Genomic DNA, 16,331 nt, shown 5'->3' with positions numbered 1-16,331 from the left:
CCTCGTCGAGGTCCTTGCCCGGATCACTGCGGGCCCTCCTGCACGGCCCGCCGGACGTCGTCCTCCCGCACCGGCCCCGCTCCGCGGCGCAGCCACAGGAAGAACTCCACATTGCCCGCCGGGCCGGGCAGCGGGCTGGCCACGACCCCGGCGGTCCCCCAGCCGAGCGACGCGGCGGCGCCGGCCACCTCGAGCACGGCGGCGGCGCGGTGCTCAGGGTCGCGGACGACACCGCCGGCGCCGAGCCGCTCGCGGCCGACCTCGAACTGCGGCTTGACCATGGGCAGCAGGTCGGCGCCCTCGCGGGCGCAGGCGGTCAGCGCGGGCAGGACCAGCCGCAGGGAGATGAACGAGAGGTCGGCGACGACCAGGTCGACCGGGCCGCCGATCGCGTCGGGGGTCAGCGTGCGGACGTTGGTGCGCTCGTGCACATGCACCCGCTCGTCGGTGCGCAGCGACCAGGCCAGCTCGCCGTAGCCGACGTCGACGGCGACCACCTCGGCCGCGCCGCGGCGCAGCAGGACCTCGGTGAAGCCGCCGGTGGAGGCGCCGGCGTCGAGGGCGCGCCGGCCCTCGACCGGGACCTCGAACGCCTCGAGCGCGCCGAGCAGCTTGTGCGCACCGCGGGAGACCCAGCTGGGCGCGTCGGGGTCGGTGCGGACGACGACCGGCGTGCCCGCCTCGACACCGGTCGCGGGCTTGGTCGCGGCGCGGCCGGAGACGGCGACGCGGCCCTCGGCGATGAGCGCGACGGCGTGCTCACGGGATCGGGCCAGGCCCCGCCGCACGAGCTCCGCGTCGAGTCGGCTGCGGCGTGGCATCAGAGCTCGTCGATCGTGCCGAGCTCGCGCTGCAGCCGGGCGTGCTCGGCCTCGAACACCTCGACGTGCTCGGCGACCGGCCGCTCCTCGAGGCCGGCGAACCGCGGGTCGGCGGACCGCTGCTCCCCGCCGTCCGGCGTCGGGTCCTCCGCCCGGGCGCCGGGCGGACTGGGCTCGGTCATGGTGCTCGCCCTCTCGCGTGGGAGCCGCCGTCGCGGGCGGCCGGACTGCGGGACCTCCGGAGCGGCTGCACCGGACGTTGCCCGTCTGCGAGGTTACCGGCCGGGGACGACGGGCACGGGGCCACGCGAGGTGCGGTGGATAGCGTGCGGGGTGCACGGCACCGACCGGCCGTCCGGCGAGGAGGAGGCGCGCGTGGCCACGATGGACCAGTGCCTGAAGGCGCTCGACGAGATCCTCGGACCGCTGGCGGCGAACCCGGCCGCGGAGGGGCTGGATCGCAGCCTGTCCTGCCGGCTCACCGACCTCGGCCAGACGGTGCGCGGCCAGCTGCGTTCCGGGGCGGTGGCCGACCTGCACGTCCTCCCTGCCGACGAGCCGCAGCCGAAGGCCGACATCCGGTTCACGATGACCAGCGACGACCTGGTCGCGCTGACCGACGGAAAGCTGTCCTTCGGCCCCGCGTGGGCCTCCGGGCGGGTGAAGCTGGAGGCCGGGTTCCGCGACCTGCTGCGGTTGCGCAAGCTGCTCTGACGCGGCCGGCGTCAGCCTTCGGCGAGCCCCCAGCCGGCGAGGGCACGGGCGGCCCGGTCGTCGCCGGCCACCGTCCTCGGGGCGACGCCGTCGTCGGGGTGGGCGTGCCAGTGCGCCACGCACAGCGCCCGCAGTCCGTCGAGGCCGTCGTCGTCCGGCTCGCCGTCCGGCGCCGGACCGGCCGCGCGCAACCGGAGGACGCCGTCGGACTCGTGCTCGGCCGTCCAGGTGCCGCACCGCCACGCCTGGCCGTCGGGGACGACGGCGGGAAGGCCGCCGAGCAGGCCGGAGACGTCGGCGGAGAGCAGATCGGGCCGGTGGTCGGGCGCGGCGGCGAGCAGCGTGGCCGGGTCGGTGACCCCCGTGAGCACGAGCAGGCTGGCAGCGCCGGCCCGCCGCGCGCCCTCGATGTCGGTGTCGAGGCGGTCGCCGACGACGAGCGGGCGCTCGGCGGCCGTGCGCCGCACGCACTCGGCGTGCATCGCCGGGTCCGGCTTGCCCGCGACCAGCGGCTCCTGGCCGGTGACCCCGCGGACCACGCCGACCATCGCCCCGTTGCCCGGCAGCGGGCCCCGCGGTGACGGGAGGGTCGCGTCGGTGTTGGTGGCCACGTGCCGCGCCCCGTTGCGGATCGCCACGACGGCCTCGGCCAGCTGCGCCCAGCCCACCTCGCGGCCGTAGCCCTGCACGACCGCCTGCGGCCGGTCCTCGGCCCGCTCGACGACGGTGTGCCCGGCGGCCCGCAGCGCTGCGGCGACGCCCGGACCGCCGACGGGCAGCACTCGCGCCTCGGCGCCGATGTGCTCGGCGACCACGCTGGCGGCCGCCTGCGAGCTCGTGATGACGTCGGAGGCCTGCGCGGGCACGCCCAGCTCGACCAGGTGCCGCGCCACCTCCTCGGGCGTGCGGGCGGCGTTGTTGGTGACGAAGCCGAGGCGCATGCCGGCCTTCCGCGCCGCAGCGAGGGCGTCCGGCACGCCCGGCACCGCGTCGGGGCCGACGTAGACCACGCCGTCGAGGTCGAGGAGGGCCACGTCGAAGGCCTCGCACGGCGGCTGCCGGCTGCCGCCGGCGAGCGACGGCACCGGCCGGCCGCTCACGCCGACTCCGCCGCGCGCCGGGCCCGCACCCCGCGCAGGGCCTGCGCGTAGTGCCGGAGGTCGGGGCGCATGGCGACGGCCAGCGCCAGGTGCTCGGCGGCGACCTTCAGCTCCCCCGCGCGGCTGGCGGCGAGCCCGAGACCGAAGTGCGCGTAGTCGTCGGTGGGGTTGTCCGCGATCAGCTCGGTGAACGAGGCGATCGCCTCCTGGTACCGGCCGGCGTCGTACTGGGCCCGCGCCAGCGCCTCACGGACGCTGCGCGATCCGGGCTCGGCCTCCGCGGCGCGGCTGAGCAGCAGCGCCGCGGCCGCCGGATCGCCGTTGCTCAGCAGCTGCAGCCCGCGCTGGTACCACTCGTAGACGCCGCCTCCCGGGGAACCTGCCTCGGACACCGCTGCCCCTTCCGCGTCCGCCGGACCGCGTCCTGCGAACCGGGCGCACCGCTGCCGGCGCCCCTCCGGGACCGATCGCGGCGGCGAGCCGGAGCGGGACGCTCCTACGATCACCGTCGTGCTCTCCTCGTCGGCGGACGCCCAGTCGCCCCAGGCGAGGGGACTGGACTTCCGGCCCTTCCGGGCCCTCACCTACCGCCGGCGAGACCCCGGGCACCTGGCCCGGGTGAGTTCGCCAGCCTACGACCTGGTGACCCCGAGCGGCCGGGAGCGCCTGGCCGACGCCGACCCGCACAACATCGTGCGCCTCATCCTTCCCCGCGTCGAACCCGCCGCGGGGCCGGACGACGACGTGGCCCGCCGCTCCGCGGAGCTGTCGGCCCGCACCCTGCGCGAGTGGCTGGACGACGGCGTGCTGCAGCGCGACGACCACCGGGCGTTCTGGCTCTACGAGCTGCGCCCGCCGGGCGGGGTCCCGGCCACGATCGGCTGGCTGGGCGCGGTGGCCCTGCCGCCGCCGGGCTCCCGCGCGGTCCTCCCCCACGAGGACACCTTCCCGGTCGCGGTGGAGGGACGGCGCGCGCTGCTGGCCGCCACCGCCACCGACCTGGAGCCGATCATCCTCGCCCACGATCGCGAGCCGATCGTCTCCGCGCTCACCCGGATGGCGCAGCGCGGGGAGCCCACGCTGGAGCTCGAGGACGCCGACGCGGTGCTGCACCGGCTCTGGCGCGTCACGGACGCCGAGGTCATCCACGAGCTGGCCGCGGGCTTCACCGACGCCGGCGCGGTCATCGCCGACGGCCACCACCGCTTCGCCGCCGCGCAGGCGTACTCGCGCGGCCAGCCGGGCCGGCCCGGCGCCGACGCGATCCTCGCGCTGCTGACCCCCATGGGGCCGGGCGGCCTGCGGGTGGAGGCGATCCACCGCGTCGTCCCGGAGCTGCCGCTGGCCGAGGCCGTTCGCCGCGCCGCGGCCGGCTTCCGGATCGAGGAGCTCCCGGTCGAGCCGTCGGCCGAGGCGGCCGCCCGGCGCCGGCTGTCCGAGCCCGGAGCCTCGGGCTTCCTCCTCAGCGACGGCCACCGGCTGGTGCGGCTGCGCGATCCCGCCCCCGACGTCGTGGCCACCGTGCCGCGCGAGGCACCCGACGCGTGGCGCCGGCTCGACGTGGTGCTCGCCCATCACGGCCTGTTCGAGCACCTCTGGGGACGTGGCGACGACCCGGGGACGGTCCTGGTCGCCCACGACGTCGCCGAGGCGCTGCGGGTGGCCCGCGAACGGGCGGGCACCGCCGTCCTCCTGCTGGCGCCCTCCCCCGCCGACGTCGCGGCGGTCGCGCGGGCCGGGGCGCGGATGCCCCGGAAGTCGACGCTGTTCGTCCCGAAGCCGCGCACGGGCCTGGTGCTCCGCCCGCATGGGGACTGAGCGCCTCACGCCGTCCGGACGTCGGCGGACGCCGACCGCGGGACCTTGCGCCCCTTGCGGCAGTTGACCTCGCAGACCGACGCGGTGCCGGCGCCCGTGCGCCAGAAACGGCGCTGCAGGGCCCCCTCCACCTCGACGACGTCGCCGGGCTGCCACAACGCCGCACGCCGCTGCAGGGCGCGGTCGTAGGTGATGCAGGACAGTGTGTCGACCGACTGGCCGCGCGACCGTGGTTCCGGCCGGCGCACCACCAGCCGAAAGGTCAGCAGGACGTCCCCGCTGGGCAGGGTGCGCACCTCCGCCGGCGCGGACAACCGTCCCCGCAGCAGCACGTCGTTCCGGTCGATGACAGCCACGCTCATGGCACGAGCCTGTCGAGCGGCCGGCGCCGAACCCAGCGCACTGGATGATCTGTGGACGTGACCGTCGCATGTGGACGGTCCCTGCCGGTTCTGTCGGCGGTCAGTGCGCGGCGTCGTCCGGCGGCCGCGCGAGGGGGTGGTCCTCGCCGAGCAGCTCGGCGACCTCGGCCTCGATGTCGTCGCTGAGGTCGAGGTGGTCGTCGAGCTCGCTGTCGTCCTCCGCGGCGTCCGGCACCGGCTCGAGCGCCTCGACGGGCGCGACCTCGACCGGTTCCTCGGAGAAGATCACGTCGGGGCCGCCGCCCGTGCCGGTGACGTCGTCGACGTCGGCGGCCGCGACGGCCTCGGACCAGGCCGCGGCCCGGTCCTCCTCGCCCGCCGCCCGGAGCAGGTCCGCGTAGGCCGCGGCCAGCCGCAGCCGGTCGGGTTCCTCCGCGCTCAGACCCTCCGGCTCGCGCCGGCCCCCCAGGGCGTCCTCGAGGACGAGGCGGGCGGCGGCCGGCTCGCCGAGGTCGCGGCGGGCACCGGCCTCGACCAGCCGCAGCTCGACGAGCTCGTCGGGGTCGGGAGCAGCGAGCGCCTCGGCCACCAGCCGCAGGGCGACCTCCGGACGCCCGAGCGCCCGCTCGCAGTCGGCGAGGACGGCCCGGTACCCCGGGTCGCCGCTCATGCGGCGGTAGGCGCGCAGCTCCCGCGCGGCCTCGGCGTAGTCACCGGCGTGGTACGCGGCCACGCCCACCGCCTCGCGGACGGCGGCCACCCGGGAGGCGCGGTCCCGCGCCGCGCGGGCGTGGGCCAGCGCGGCCTCGGGCTCTTCGTCGACGAGCGTGCCGGCGGCCACGAGGTGCCGCGCAACCCGGTCGGCGTTGCGCGGGTCGAGCCCGCGCAGCGCCGCCCGCACCGACGAGTCCAGTTCCCGGGGGTCGGCCCAGTCGGGCAGCTCCGGCCCGGTCGGCCGCGCGGGGCGCTCGTCCCGTGGCCGCGCCGGCCGTCCGTAGCGCTGATCGTCGGACGGACGCCGATCGCGCCAGTCCCTGCGCTCGCTGCCGGCGCCGCCTCGATCGGCTCCGGCACTCGACGGGCGGCGTCCCTCCCGGTGCGGGCGGTCCTCTCCCGGACGGCGGTCCCGCCAGTTCGGCCGGTCACCAGCGCCGCTGCGCTCGCCACGGGGGCCGCCCGCTCGGCGGTCCTGCCACTGCGGGCGATCGCCCGGACGCCGCTCGCCGGCGCGCTCCGGCCGATCACCGCGGGAGGCGCCGTCCCGCCGGGGACGGTCCTCGCCGGCGCGGTATCCCCCGCGCGGCGGACGCTCGTCCCGAGAACCGCGGCCTCGGCCCTGTGCACGCTCGTCGTCCGGACGGCGGTCCTGCCATGCCGGCCGATCGCTGCCGGCGCGGCGGTCCTGCCACTGGCTGCGCTGCGGACGCTCGCCGCCGCGGGCCGCGCCACCCGCGGAACCCCGGCGCTCACCCGGCGCGCCGAACCGGCGGCGGTCCTCGCCGCCGTCGCCGTCAGGCCGGCCGCCGTAGCCGCCGGCCGGCCGCTGAGGACGGTCGCCGCCGGAGCGGGGTCGCCCGGAGCGCCCGCTCTGGTTCCCCGACGCACCCGCGCCCCGCGACGAGCCGTAGGACGGGCGCCCGGAGCCGCCTCGGGACGAACCGCCGCCCCGAGGGCCGCCTCTCCTGCCCGGCGAGCCGCCGGTTCCGCCTCGGGGACCTGTCATGACCTCTGGGTACCTCATCGCTGTCAGGCGTACTCGGAGAGCCGCTCATCGTGCTGCCGGACAAACAAGAACGGGGGCCAGAGCACGTGGCTCTGACCCCCGTTCTTGGAATGGTTGTCCGGCGGCGTCCTACTCTCCCACCCCGTCCCCGGGGCAGTACCATCGGCGCTGAGAGGCTTAGCTTCCGGGTTCGGAATGGGTCCGGGCGTTTCCCTCTCGCCATGGCCGCCGTAACGCTGTGAACATGTCAGACCAGGCACCCGTTGTACGGGGTGGGCCGGTTTGTGCGTTCAGAACCGCACAGTGGACGCGAGACTTCCCTTTTTGCTGCCGCCGCGGGGGCGTGAGGGTGTGTGAGTCAAGTCCTCGGCCTGTTAGTACCGGTCAGCTGCACACCTTGCGGTGCTTCCACTTCCGGCCTATCGACCCGCTGGTCTGGGCGGGGGCCTTACCCTCTCATGGAGGTGAGAGACCTCATCTTGAAGCGAGCTTCCCGCTTAGATGCTTTCAGCGGTTATCCCTGCCGAACGTAGCCAACCAGCAGTGCACCTGGCGGTACAACTGGCACACCAGAGGTTCGTCCGTCCCGGTCCTCTCGTACTAGGGACAGCTCTTCGCAAGTCTCTTACGCGCGCGGCGGATAGGGACCGAACTGTCTCACGACGTTCTAAACCCAGCTCGCGTACCGCTTTAATGGGCGAACAGCCCAACCCTTGGGACCTACTCCAGCCCCAGGATGCGACGAGCCGACATCGAGGTGCCAAACCATCCCGTCGATATGGACTCTTGGGGAAGATCAGCCTGTTATCCCCGGGGTACCTTTTATCCGTTGAGCGACACCGCTTCCACCTGCCGGTGCCGGGTCACTAGTCCCAGCTTTCGCTCCTGCTCGACCCGTCGGTCTCGCAGTCAAGCTCCCTTGTGCACTTGCACTCGACACCTGATTGCCAACCAGGCTGAGGGAACCTTTGGGCGCCTCCGTTACATTTTGGGAGGCAACCGCCCCAGTTAAACTACCCACCTGACACTGTTCCTGATCCGGATCACGGACCGAGGTTAGACATCCAATTCGACCAGAGTGGTATTTCAACGGCGACTCCACGGACACTGGCGTGCCCGCTTCACGGTCTCCCACCTATCCTACACAAGCCGAACCGAACACCAATATCAAGCTGTAGTGAAGGTCCCGGGGTCTTTCCGTCCTGCCGCGCGTAACGAGCATCTTTACTCGTAGTGCAATTTCGCCGAGCCTGTGGTTGAGACAGCTGAGAAGTCGTTACGCCATTCGTGCAGGTCGGAACTTACCCGACAAGGAATTTCGCTACCTTAGGATGGTTATAGTTACCACCGCCGTTTACTGGCGCTTGAGTTCTGAGCTTCGCACCCGAGGGCACTAACCCGTCCCCTTAACGTTCCAGCACCGGGCAGGCGTCAGTCCGTATACATCGTCTTACGACTTCGCACGGACCTGTGTTTTTAGTAAACAGTCGCTTCTCACTGGTCTCTGCGACCCCCCACCGCTGCCCCGCGCGAGGCGGTTGACGGCGAAGGGTCCCCCTTCTCCCGAAGTTACGGGGGCATTTTGCCGAGTTCCTTAACCACAGTTCGCTCGATCGCCTCGGTATTCTCTACCTGACCACCTGAGTTGGTTTGGGGTACGGGCCGCTCGGAACTCGCTAGAGGCTTTTCTCGGCAGCATAGGATCATCGGATTCGCCTCATTCGGCTATGCGTCAGGCCTCACCCTGCATGCGGAACGGATTTGCCTGCTCCGCGGGCCACACCCTTGCACCGGTACCACCACTCACCGGCCCGACTACCTTCCTGCGTCACCCCATCGCTTGCCTACTACCGGTCCGGGTCCCACGCTCGACCACGCTCCGCTCGAAAGCTCGGCGTGGCGTCGGGTGGTTAGCATCGCCGGGTTCGGCATGGACGCTCCTTCGCGGGTACGGGAATATCAACCCGTTGTCCATCGACTACGCCTGTCGGCCTCGCCTTAGGTCCCGACTCACCCTGGGCGGATTAGCCTGGCCCAGGAACCCTTGGTCTTCCGGCGGGGGAGTTTCTCACTCCCCTCTCGCTACTCATGCCTGCATTCTCACTCGCGTGGCGTCCACGGCTGGATCCCTCCGCCGCTTCACCCACCACGCGACGCTCCCCTACCCACCCCAGCCCCTGGCCGGCCCCTACGAGGACCGGCGGAGTACACGCTGGAGTGTCACGGCTTCGGCGGTGTGCTTGAGCCCCGCTACATTGTCGGCGCGGAACCACTTGACCAGTGAGCTATTACGCACTCTTTCAAGGGTGGCTGCTTCTAAGCCAACCTCCTGGTTGTCTCTGCGATCCCACATCCTTTTCCACTTAGCACACGCTTAGGGGCCTTAGCCGATGATCTGGGCTGTTTCCCTCTCGACTACGAACCTTATCGCCCGCAGTCTCACTGCCGCGCTCTCACTTACCGGCATTCGGAGTTTGGTTGACTTCAGTAAGCTTGTGGGCCCCCTAGGCCATCCAGTGCTCTACCTCCGGCAAGAAACACGCGACGCTGCACCTAAATGCATTTCGGGGAGAACCAGCTATCACCGAGTTTGATTGGCCTTTCACCCCTACCCACAGCTCATCCCCCAGGTTTTCAACCCTGGTGGGTTCGGTCCTCCACGCGGTCTTACCCGCGCTTCAACCTGGCCATGGGTAGATCACTCGGCTTCGGGTCTAGAGCACGCGACTAGAAGCGCCCTGTTCGGACTCGCTTTCGCTACGGCTACCCCCCACGGGTTAACCTCGCCACGTACCGCTAACTCGCAGGCTCATTCTTCAAAAGGCACGCAATCACCCCGCCACACGGATGCGGCTAAGGCTCTCACGGCTTGTAGGCACACGGTTTCAGGTACTATTTCACTCCCCTCCCGGGGTACTTTTCACCTTTCCCTCACGGTACTTGTCCGCTATCGGTCACCAGGGAGTATTCAGGCTTAGCGGGTGGTCCCGCCGGATTCACACCGAATTTCACGGGCTCGGTGCTACTTGGGAAACAGATCCGGGAGGCGACACGCTTTCGTGTACGGGGCTCTCACCCTCTACGGCGACCCCTTCCAGAGGCCTTCCACTAGCGACGCCGCTTTCTCACTCCCCGCCACTCCGGCAGAAATGGCTGGATCGTCCCACAACCCCGACCGCACAACCCCTGCCGGGTATCACATGCGACCGGTTTAGCCTCCTCCGCTTTCGCTCGCCACTACTCACGGAATCACGGTTGTTTTCTCTTCCTGTGGGTACTGAGATGTTTCACTTCCCCACGTTCCCTCCACACGCCCTATGTGTTCAGGCGCGGGTCACACCACATGACTGGTGCGGGGTTCCCCCATTCGGACATCCTCGGATCAACGCTCGGTTGGCAGCTCCCCGAGGCTTATCGCAGCCTCCCACGTCCTTCATCGGCTCCTGGTGCCCAGGCATCCACCGTGTGCCCTTACCAACTTGACACACAACAATTCCGCCCCCACCACCACACCCCGACAAGGGGCCCGGCGGTCCGGGCGGGCCTACACGCTCTGCAAACCACAGAGCTCAAAAAGATGCTCGCGTCCACTGTGCAGTTCTCAACGAACAAACAGCCACCATCCGCCGGCGTTCCCGCCGAACCCGCGCCGCGCGCGGTGGTCCGGAAACCGGATGGCCCTGTCGAGGAAGCCCCACCCCCACCCGGGGACGGGCCCGCTCCCTCAGGACCCAACAGCGTGCCTACGACCCCGGTCCCCGCGTCCCACCCCGGTCCACGCAGCCCCTCGCGGGGCTGCAGTACTGGGGGCCGGCGCGGGCCGGCGGCCGAACTGGTCAGCGTTCCACCCTCGAGCACCATCCAGACAACCCGCGGCCCACCGCAGATGGCGGACCGTCACCGTGCTGGCATGGCTCTGCACCGACCCGCGGATAGCGGGCCGGCGAGTGCTCCTTAGAAAGGAGGTGATCCAGCCGCACCTTCCGGTACGGCTACCTTGTTACGACTTCGTCCCAATCGCCGATCCCGCCTTCGACGGCTCCCTCCCACGAGGGGTTGGGCCACCGGCTTCGGGCGTTACCGACTTTCGTGACGTGACGGGCGGTGTGTACAAGGCCCGGGAACGTATTCACCGCAGCGTTGCTGATCTGCGATTACTAGCGACTCCAACTTCATGGGGTCGAGTTGCAGACCCCAATCCGAACTGAGACCGGCTTTTTGGGATTCGCTCCACCTCACGGTATCGCAGCCCTTTGTACCGGCCATTGTAGCATGTTTGCAGCCCTAGACATAAGGGGCATGATGATTTGACGTCATCCCCACCTTCCTCCGAGTTGACCCCGGCAGTCTCCCATGAGTCCCCACCATCACGTGCTGGCAACATGGAACGAGGGTTGCGCTCGTTGCGGGACTTAACCCAACATCTCACGACACGAGCTGACGACAACCATGCACCACCTGTGCACGGCCCTTACGGACCCCCCATCTCTGGGAGATTTCCGTGCATGTCAAGCCTAGGTAAGGTTCTTCGCGTTGCATCGAATTAAGCAACATGCTCCGCCGCTTGTGCGGGCCCCCGTCAATTCCTTTGAGTTTTAGCCTTGCGGCCGTACTCCCCAGGCGGGGCGCTTAATGCGTTAGCTGCGGCACGGAGACCGTGGAATGGCCCCCACACCTAGCGCCCAACGTTTACGGCGTGGACTACCAGGGTATCTAATCCTGTTCGCTCCCCACGCTTTCGCTCCTCAGCGTCAGTATCGGCCCAGAGACCCGCCTTCGCCACCGGTGTTCCTCCTGATATCTGCGCATTTCACCGCTACACCAGGAATTCCAGTCTCCCCTGCCGAACTCCAGTCCGCCCGTATCGACTGCAGACCCGAGGTTGAGCCTCGGGATTTCACAGCCGACGCGACGAACCGCCTACGAGCTCTTTACGCCCAATAATTCCGGACAACGCTTGCACCCTACGTATTACCGCGGCTGCTGGCACGTAGTTGGCCGGTGCTTCTTCTGCAGGTACCGTCACCGAAAAGGCTTCGTCCCTGCTGAAAGAGGTTTACAACCCGAAGGCCGTCATCCCCCACGCGGCGTCGCTGCGTCAGGCTTTCGCCCATTGCGCAATATTCCCCACTGCTGCCTCCCGTAGGAGTCTGGGCCGTGTCTCAGTCCCAGTGTGGCCGGTCACCCTCTCAGGCCGGCTACCCGTCGTCGCCTTGGTAGGCCACTACCCCACCAACAAGCTGATAGGCCGCGGGCCCATCCCCAGCCGGAAACCCTTTCCACCACCAGACCATGCGGTCAGCGGACATATCCGGTATTAGCCCCAATTTCTTGGAGTTATCCCAGAGCCGGGGGCAGGTTGCCCACGTGTTACTCACCCGTTCGCCACTGATCCCCCACCGAAGCGGGTTCACCGTTCGACTTGCATGTGTTAAGCACGCCGCCAGCGTTCGTCCTGAGCCAGGATCAAACTCTCCGTAGATGATTTGATACCGGCTGAGAACCGCGACCTGACAGATCGCGATATCAATCAACCCAAAGAAACCCACAAAGGGGTTGATACTTGGCACTGACTTTCGGCACGCTGTTGAGTTCTCAAGGAGCGGACGCGCTGAAACCCCAGCCTCGCGGCCTTCGTCTCAGGCGACTCTCGATGTGGCCCCGCGCGGCGGGCTGGCCCGCAGGCCCTCCCGGCGGCCACCCTCAGGCGGTCACGCGCGGCGCAGAGAGAAAGTTACGTGCGCCCGGAGGCCGTGTCAAACCGATTGGGCGGTGACGCCGGACACCCTCCCGGAACAGCGCGTTCACCTGCCCGTAACCGGGCCCGTCAGGCGGTCGGGGCCGGTCCCCGGTGCACGCCGGCGACGGTCCGCCGGCCGCGCCGGAGCACCAGCCAGCCCCCCTGCAGCCAGTCCGCCTCGGTCGGGACGGCGTCGGCGTCGGTCACCCGCTCGTTGTTCAGGTACGCCCCGCCCTCCTTCACCGTGCGCCGCGCCTCGGAGAGGCTGCCGACCAGCCCGGCCTGCTGGAACAGCTGCGCGATGGTCGGCGTCGGGCCGTCGACGGCGGCGAAGCCTGCCTCGCGCAGGGCGGCGCCGAGGGTGTCCTCCCCCAGCGTGCGCAGGTCCTCCCGGCCGAAGAGCGCGCGGCCCGCAGCCTCGGCCTCGCGCAACTGGTCGGGCCCGTGCACCAGCAGGGTCAGCTCCTCCGCCAGCGCGCGTTGGGCGGCCCGTGCGGCGGGGCGTTCCAGCGACTCGGCGATCAGCGCGTCGATCTCCTCGGGCTGCCGCTCCGAGAACAGCGGCAGCCAGGCCCGGGCGTCGGCGTCGTCGGCGTTGAGCCAGAACTGGAAGAAGGCGTAAGGGCTGGTGAGCACCGGGTCGAGCCAGATGCTGCCGCCCTCGCTCTTGCCGAACTTGGTGCCGTCGGACTTGGTCACCAGGGGGGTCGCCAGCGCGTGCACGCCGACGCCCTGCGTGCGGCGCACCAGGTCGATGCCGGCGGTGAGGTTGCCCCACTGGTCGGAGCCGCCGCTCTGCAGCGTGCAGCCGTACCGGAGGAACAGCTCCCGGAAGTCGTTGGCCTGCAGGATCTGGTAGCTGAACTCGGTGTAGCTGATACCGGCCTCGGAGTTCAGCCGGGCCGACACCGCCTCCTTGGCCAGCATCCGGCTGACCCGGAAGTGCTTGCCCAGCTCCCGCAGGAAGTCGATCGCCGACAGCGGCTGGGTCCAGTCCAGGTTGTCGACGTAGATCGGCGGCTTGAGGCCCTCGCGCTCGGCCGGCAGCTCGAGGAACGGCGCGACCTGCGCGCGGATGCGGTCCACCCACCCGGCGACGGTGTCGCGGTCGTTGAGCTGGCGCTCGGCCGAGGGCCGCGGGTCGCCGATCAGCCCGGTGGCCCCGCCGACGAGCACGATCGGCTGGTGCCCGGCGCGCTGCAGCGCACGCAGCACCATGAACTGCAGCAGGTGCCCCACGTGCAGGCTCGGCGCAGTGGGGTCGAAGCCGCAGTAGTAGGTGATCGGTCCCTCGGCGAGGTGGGCGCGCAGGGCCTCCTCGTCCGTGCTCTGGGCGATCAGCCCGCGGCGGTGCAGTTCGTCGATCACGTCCCTCACGGGACACCATCCTGCCCGGCGCGCCGGCGGCGGGGCTTGCCACCCGCCCGGAACACACTCACCGAGGGGGCATCGGTCACCCAGAAGCGCCACGGCAGGTCGGTCGCCTGGGTGATCCCCACGCGCGGTCCGACGGACACCGACGACGGCGCGTCCCCGTGGTGCAGCCGCAGCGGGGACGACGGCGCGAGCAGGTCGGCGCCCTTGTCCGCCGGGCCGATGGCGAGCGCCTGCGTGAGCCGGGCCGGCCCGCGGGCCAGGTCGCGGGCCGCCTTCGCGGCGGGCCGGCGGGCGCGGGCGAGGGGCTCCCCCACCACCACCTCACCGGCACGCAGCAGCACCGCCGAGCCCCGCCCGGCGGGGGCGACGACGACGTTGGCGCACCAGTGCACGCCGTAGCTGAAGTACACGTACAGCCGCCCGGGCGGACCGAACATGATCTCCGCGCGCGGTGTCGGTCCGCGGTGCGAGTGCGCCGCGGGGTCCATGCCCTCGCCGGAGTAGGCCTCGACCTCGGTGAGCCGGACCCCGACCGTCCCCTCCGGGCGGTCGGTCACCAGCCAGCAGCCGAGCAACGCCGGGGCGACCTCGTCGGGCTTCCCCAGCAGCTCGTCGCAGGTGACCAGCGGGCCCGCCGCGCTCAGAGGACGGCCGCCACGGGTGAGGCCAGGGCCCAGTCGGCGTGCTCGGTGGCCAGCGCCTTCAGCACCGTGAACTGCTGGGCCACCCGCGCGGGCGCCGTCCCCCCGCGGGTCGACCGGGCCGCCAGCGCACCCGGCACCGACAGCACCGACCGGACCTCCGGGGTGAGCCGCTCGTCGATCCCGGCGAGCTGGTCGTCGTCCAGCTGGTCGAGCTCGAGGCCGGCCTGCTCGCAGAACGCGACCATCTCGCCGCTGATCTCGTGCGCCGAGCGGAAGGGCACCCCCTGCCGGACCAGCCACTCGGCGACGTCGGTCGCCAGGGCGAAGCCCTGCGGCGCGGCCGCCTCGAGCACCTCCGGGCGCAGGGTCAGCGTGGCGATCATGCCGGTGACCGCGGGCAGCAGGAGCAGCAACTGCTCCATGGAGTCGAAGACCGGCTCCTTGTCCTCCTGCAGGTCGCGGTCGTAGGCCAGCGGCAGGCCCTTGAGCATGGTGAGCAGGCCGGTGAGGTTGCCGACGAAGCGGCCGGACTTGCCGCGCGCCAGCTCGGCGATGTCGGGGTTCTTCTTCTGCGGCATGATCGACGACCCGGTCGCCCAGGCGTCGTCGAGGCGGGCCCAGCCGAACTCGGTCGACGTCCAGAGCACGACCTCCTCCCCCAGCCGGGACAGGTGCACGCCGATCAGCGCCGCGGCGAAGCAGAACTCCGCGGCGAAGTCGCGGTCGCTGACCCCGTCGATGGAGTTGTCCGACGCGCGGTCGAAGCCGAGCTCCGCGGCGACGGCGTCGGGGTCCAGCGGCAGCGACGAGCCGGCCAGGGCGCCGGAGCCGTACGGGCTGACCGCCGTCCGCCGGTCCCAGTCGCGCAGCCGGTCGACGTCGCGGGAGAAGGCGTGCGCGTGGGCCATCAGCTGGTGGGCGATGAGCACCGGCTGGGCGTGCTGCAGATGCGTCATGCCGGGGGCGGCGACGTCGGCGTACCGCTCGGCGAGGCCGAGCAGCGCGAACTCCAGCGAGGACAGCTCGGCGACCAGCGAGCGGACCCAGTGGCGCAGGTAGAGCCGCAGGTCGGTGGCGATCTGGTCGTTGCGGCTGCGCCCGGCGCGCAGCTTGCCGCCGAGCGTGCCGAGCTTCTCGGTGAGGCCGCGCTCGAGCGCCTCGTGGACGTCCTCGTCGGACTCGGCGGCGACGAACGTCCCGGCGGCGACCTCGTCGGACAGCGCGCGCAGCGCGCCGAGCATCCGGTCGAGCTCGTCGTCGGTGAGCAGGCCCGCCCGGTGCAGCACGCGGGCGTGCGCGCGGGAGCCGGCCAGGTCGAAGGGGGCGAGCTTCCAGTCGAAGTGGGTGGACTTCGACAGGGCCGCCATCGCCGGGGACGGGCCGCCGCCGAAGCGGCCGCCCCACAGCCGGGTGTCGCTCGCAGCGGGAGGGGTCGGGTGCGGTCCGGCGGTCACGAACTCTCTTCCAGGTCGGTCTTCAGCTCGGGGTAGACGGCGGGGGTGCGCTCGGCGAGCCCGCGCAGCCGATCGGCGACGGCGGGGCCGCCGTCCGGCTCGCGGGAGATGACGAGCACGGTGTCGTCCCCGGCGATGGTGCCCAGGATGTCGGGCAGTCCCACCTTGTCGAGCGCGGAGGCGAGGAACTGCGCGGCCCCGGGTGGCGTGCGCAGGACGGCGAGGTTGGCGCTGCCCTCGGCGCTGGTGAGCAGGTCGGCCAGCAGCCGGGTGAGCCGGGCCGGGGCGGTCTGCGCCGGCCGCAGCGGGGCGTTCTCCGGGGGCAGCACGTACGACGCCGGGGCGCCGTCGGACCCGCGCAGCTTGACCGCGCCGAGCTCCTCCAGGTCGCGGGAGAGCGTGGCCTGGGTGACCTCGATGCCGGCCTCGGCCAGCAGCGCGGCCAGATGGGTCTGCGAGGTGACCGGCTGGGCCTCGATCAGTTCGCGGATCCGGGCCTGCCGCGCCGACCGCGTGACCGCGGTCGTCATCGCCGCAGGGGCCGCGGTGAGCCTGCGGAGCAGACGAAACGGAACTGC

12 protein-coding genes and 3 rRNA genes are annotated in these 16,331 nt (G+C 71.2%); 2 read left to right on the top strand and 13 right to left on the bottom strand.

The genetic code is table 11. The annotated features are described in order from the left end of the window. Positions 1 to 23 precede the first annotated feature (23 nt). Positions 24 to 821: a TlyA family RNA methyltransferase gene (locus tag AB3388_RS13205; protein WP_495411224.1), complete on the bottom strand. Its 798-nt coding sequence runs from the start codon at positions 819 to 821 to the stop codon at positions 24 to 26. Beyond that, positions 821 to 1,003, bottom strand: coding sequence for a hypothetical protein (locus AB3388_RS13200; protein WP_495411223.1), 183 nt, complete (start codon positions 1,001 to 1,003; stop codon positions 821 to 823). The genes AB3388_RS13205 and AB3388_RS13200 overlap by 1 nt, the downstream gene beginning before the upstream one ends. A 202-nt stretch (positions 1,004 to 1,205) precedes the next feature. Between AB3388_RS13200 and AB3388_RS13195 the strand changes: the two genes are divergently transcribed. Further along, positions 1,206 to 1,535, top strand: a complete 330-nt coding sequence (locus AB3388_RS13195) for an alkyl sulfatase C-terminal domain-containing protein (protein WP_495411460.1) — start codon at positions 1,206 to 1,208, stop codon at positions 1,533 to 1,535. 11 nt (positions 1,536 to 1,546) lie between these two features. On the opposite strand, the gene AB3388_RS13190 is transcribed toward AB3388_RS13195, so the two are convergent. Both AB3388_RS13190 and AB3388_RS13185 read right to left on the bottom strand, forming a co-directional pair. Then, on the bottom strand, positions 1,547 to 2,635 hold the full coding sequence (locus AB3388_RS13190) for an HAD-IIA family hydrolase (RefSeq protein ID WP_495411222.1): 1,089 nt from the start codon (positions 2,633 to 2,635) through the stop codon (positions 1,547 to 1,549). Further along, a complete protein-coding gene (locus tag AB3388_RS13185) occupies positions 2,632 to 3,027 on the bottom strand; it encodes a tetratricopeptide repeat protein (RefSeq protein WP_495411221.1) in 396 nt (131 codons plus the stop codon). The genes AB3388_RS13190 and AB3388_RS13185 overlap by 4 nt, the downstream gene beginning before the upstream one ends. Positions 3,028 to 3,145: 118 nt before the next feature. Here AB3388_RS13185 and AB3388_RS13180 point away from each other — a divergent pair, with 118 nt between their 5' ends. After that, the gene (locus AB3388_RS13180; RefSeq protein ID WP_495411220.1) at positions 3,146 to 4,453 is read left to right on the top strand and encodes a DUF1015 family protein; all 1,308 of its coding nucleotides are present in this window, start codon (positions 3,146 to 3,148) and stop codon (positions 4,451 to 4,453) included. Positions 4,454 to 4,458: 5 nt separating this feature from the next. Here AB3388_RS13180 and AB3388_RS13175 read toward each other — a convergent pair whose 3' ends face one another. The 9 genes from AB3388_RS13175 to AB3388_RS13135 all read right to left on the bottom strand — a co-directional run bounded on the left by AB3388_RS13175 (position 4,459) and on the right by AB3388_RS13135 (position 16,283). Continuing rightward, positions 4,459 to 4,815: a single-stranded DNA-binding protein gene (locus AB3388_RS13175; RefSeq protein ID WP_495411219.1), complete on the bottom strand. Its 357-nt coding sequence runs from the start codon at positions 4,813 to 4,815 to the stop codon at positions 4,459 to 4,461. 100 nt (positions 4,816 to 4,915) lie between these two features. Next, positions 4,916 to 5,716: a hypothetical protein gene (locus AB3388_RS13170; RefSeq protein ID WP_495411218.1), complete on the bottom strand. Its 801-nt coding sequence runs from the start codon at positions 5,714 to 5,716 to the stop codon at positions 4,916 to 4,918. A gap of 938 nt (positions 5,717 to 6,654) precedes the next feature. Then, a 5S ribosomal RNA gene (gene rrf / locus AB3388_RS13165) occupies positions 6,655 to 6,771 on the bottom strand. Between the two features lie 121 nt (positions 6,772 to 6,892). After that, positions 6,893 to 10,023, bottom strand: a 23S ribosomal RNA gene (locus tag AB3388_RS13160). A gap of 473 nt (positions 10,024 to 10,496) precedes the next feature. Beyond that, positions 10,497 to 12,020 (bottom strand): 16S ribosomal RNA (locus tag AB3388_RS13155). Together the 16S, 23S and 5S rRNA genes form the textbook arrangement of a ribosomal RNA operon. A gap of 345 nt (positions 12,021 to 12,365) precedes the next feature. Next, positions 12,366 to 13,655 carry a tyrosine--tRNA ligase gene (gene tyrS / locus AB3388_RS13150; protein ID WP_495411217.1) on the bottom strand — a complete coding sequence of 430 codons (1,290 nt, stop codon included), beginning with the start codon at positions 13,653 to 13,655 and terminating at the stop codon, positions 12,366 to 12,368. Continuing rightward, the gene (locus AB3388_RS13145; RefSeq protein WP_495411459.1) at positions 13,652 to 14,260 is read right to left on the bottom strand and encodes a DNA-3-methyladenine glycosylase; all 609 of its coding nucleotides are present in this window, start codon (positions 14,258 to 14,260) and stop codon (positions 13,652 to 13,654) included. The genes tyrS and AB3388_RS13145 overlap by 4 nt, the downstream gene beginning before the upstream one ends. 35 nt (positions 14,261 to 14,295) lie before the next feature. Beyond that, the gene (argH, locus tag AB3388_RS13140) at positions 14,296 to 15,753 is read right to left on the bottom strand and encodes an argininosuccinate lyase (protein ID WP_495411216.1); all 1,458 of its coding nucleotides are present in this window, start codon (positions 15,751 to 15,753) and stop codon (positions 14,296 to 14,298) included. Beyond that, positions 15,750 to 16,283 carry an arginine repressor gene (locus tag AB3388_RS13135; RefSeq protein ID WP_495411215.1) on the bottom strand — a complete coding sequence of 178 codons (534 nt, stop codon included), beginning with the start codon at positions 16,281 to 16,283 and terminating at the stop codon, positions 15,750 to 15,752. Before AB3388_RS13135 ends, argH begins: the two co-directional genes overlap by 4 nt. Between the last annotated feature and the right edge of the window lie 48 nt (positions 16,284 to 16,331).

The sequence above is a fragment of the Geodermatophilus sp. SMS 5-13 genome (genome assembly GCF_059428245.1).
The sequence above is the reverse complement of the archived record's forward strand: the minus strand, read 5'-3'. Positions and strand labels throughout refer to the sequence as shown.